Here is a 1,964-nt window from a genome sequence, read left to right on the forward strand (position 1 = left end):
GCCGTGCTCCCCACGATCGACATGTTCAACCTCCCCGTTTTTCTCATCGTAACCCCCATGTTTCTCTTCGGTGACACCTTCTTCCCGGTGACGAACCTGCCTCTCTGGGCGCAGAAGGTTTCGGCCGTCTTTCCCCTCACCCACCTGACGAGGCTGTCGAGGGCGCTGTCGTCGGGACAATACGGTCTGCTATCGGTACGGTACGTGGCATACATGGGCCTTGCCTTCACCATCCTTTTCTTCCTCTCGCTTTTCTTCATGAGGCGGAGGCTGATCCGCTGAGTTTTTCCGCTCCCCGGAAGGAGATGAGCGATTTTTACACTTGACAACCAAGGCCTTATCGTTATAACAATTTTACGTTTAAGCCAATTGAGAAAGCCTTTGTTTTTTTAATAAATACGAAAAACGTGGGGGTACGAGATGAACACGATCTTTCTGTTGATTCCCCTTCTCGGCGTTCTGGGTATGATCATCGCCGTCGTGAACTACTTTTCGGTCATGAAATTCGACCCGGGGAACGAGAAGATGGTAGTCATCGCCGATAAGATTCACCTGGGGGCGATGATTTTTCTGAAGCGCGAGTACACCATTATCGCAGGTTTCATGGTGGTCGTCTTCATCGCCCTTGCCTCGACGCTGAGCGTGCTGACAGGCGTCGCCTATCTTTCGGGTGCGCTCTGTTCGATGCTTGCAGGCTGGTTCGGCATGGAGGCGGCTACGAGGACCAGCTCCCGTGCCTGCCAGGGGGCGAAAGACGGCGGGACACCCCTTGCCCTCTTTATCTCCTTCCTGGGGGGCTCTGTTATGGGGCTCTGCGTCGCTTCCCTGGGGGTGATCGGGCTCGGCATCTGGTTTTACTTCATGAAGGAGGATCCCGTGAGAGCGCCCCTCATCATCAACGGCTTCGCCATGGGCGCGTCGAGCATCGCCCTGTTTGCCCGTGTGGGCGGGGGGATCTACACGAAGAGCGCCGATGTGGGCGCCGATCTCGTCGGGAAAATCGAGGCGGGGATTCCCGAGGACGACCCGCGGAACCCGGGTGTCATCGCCGACAACGTGGGCGATAACGTGGGAGACACGGCCGGGATGGGGGCCGACCTCTTCGAATCCTACGTGGGGTCCGTCATCGCGGCTATGGCGCTGGGCGCCGTAATGTCGGAACCGCTGAAATTCATGTCCCTGCCCCTCGTTCTCATCGCCGTCGGTTTGATATCCTCTATCATCGGGGTCTTTTCGATGAACATCCTCAAAAAGATGGATCCCCAGACGGCTCTTCGAAACGCAACGTACGTGAGCGGCGTCGTCTTCATCATCGGCGCGTTCCTCTCCGTGAAGGCATTGGTGGGGATCGTCGGTCCGTTCTTCGCTGTTCTCGCCGGCATGATCTGCGGCGTTTTGATCGGCGTGGAGAGTGAGTACTACACCTCCATGGCCCCCATCAAGAGGATTGCAGAGGCGAGCGAGTCGGGGCCTGCCACCAACATCATCACCGGTATTGCCGTTGGGTTCAAGAGCACGATTCTCCCCGTGCTGACGCTCGCACTGGCCATATACGTCGCTTACGCGGTTGCGGGGCTCTACGGGATAGCCCTTTCCGGCGTGGGTATGCTGGCGACGATAGGGATCGTGATGTCCACCGACTCCTACGGGCCGATTGCCGACAACGCCGGCGGCATCGCGGAGATGAGCGGCGCCGGCCCCGAGATAAGAAAGATCACCGATCGCCTCGATGCCCTGGGGAACACAACGGCGGCCATCGGCAAGGGGTTTGCCATCGGTTCGGCTGCCCTGACGGCCCTGGCGCTTTTCTCCGCCTACCAGAAGACGGTGGGCCTGGAAAAGATCGACTTGACGAACTCCACCACCATCATCGGCCTGCTCCTGGGTGCCATGATGCCGTTCCTCATCGCCGCGCTGACGATGGAGGCCGTCGGCAGGGCTGCGGGACAGATGGTCGTTGAGAT

Annotated in this window: 1 protein-coding gene and 1 pseudogene (1 of these 2 running past the window's edge); both read left to right on the forward strand. The window is 58.8% G+C overall.

Annotated elements, in window-relative coordinates; all coding sequences use genetic code 11:
• On the forward strand, nt 1-282 hold a 282-nt coding region (locus tag GTN70_03725; GenBank protein ID NIO16098.1), incomplete at its 5' end, for an ABC transporter permease.
• 138 nt (nt 283-420) lie between these two features.
• A pseudogene (locus tag GTN70_03730) lies at nt 421-1,964 on the forward strand (sodium-translocating pyrophosphatase); it runs 404 nt beyond the window's last position.

Source organism: Deltaproteobacteria bacterium (assembly GCA_011773515.1).
Classification (GTDB): Bacteria; Desulfobacterota; Deferrimicrobia; order J040; family J040; genus WVXK01.